Genomic DNA, 657 nt, shown 5'->3' with positions numbered 1-657 from the left:
GGTCGCCTCCGGGTTGTTCACCACCACCCGGGTCGACGCCCTGATCGCCAAGCTGCCGGCCCGATCGTGGACGAGGCTGTCCTGTGGTGACGGCGCGCACGGCCCACGTCGCTACGACTGGGCGCGGCTACCGATCCGGGAGACCTTCGCGCACGAGCGTCGCGGCTGGGTCCTGGCCCGGCGCAGCATCAGCGATCCCACCGACATCGCCTACTACGTGTGTTTCGGCCCGCGCGGCACCCGGCTACGGGAACTGGTCCGCGTGGCCGGGTCTCGGTGGGCGGTAGAGGAGTCGTTCCAGACCGCGAAGAACGAGGTCGGCCTCGACCAGTACCAGGTCCGCCGCTACGACGCCTGGTACGCCCACATCACCCTGGCCATGACCGCCGCCGCGTTCCTGGTCGCCACCCGCGCCACCGAAACCGACAAGGAACCCAAAAAGGGGGCGACGATCCCGCCCCAGACACGCTCATCCCCCTGAGCAGCAACGAGATCCGCCGCCTGTTCACCAAACTCGTCCTCGCCGGACGCACCGCAGCCGACCACGTACTGCACTGGTCACACTGGCGCCGCCACCGGCAAGCCCAAGCGAAAGCCAGCCACTACCGCAAACGACTCGAAGCCATAAAAAGTAACGAACCTCCGTAGCAGTACTAG

General features: G+C 67.4%; 1 pseudogene. It reads left to right on the top strand.

Going from position 1 to position 657, the window contains the following annotated elements:
- Positions 1-481, top strand: a pseudogene (locus ACLQ24_RS30010) (IS701 family transposase); the annotation flags it as partial.
- Positions 482-657 lie beyond the last annotated feature (176 nt).

It is taken from the genome of Micromonospora sp. DT4, assembly GCF_049841675.1.
Lineage (GTDB): Bacteria > Actinomycetota > Actinomycetes > Mycobacteriales > Micromonosporaceae > Micromonospora.
This window is presented reverse-complemented; position numbering and strand designations above follow the sequence as displayed.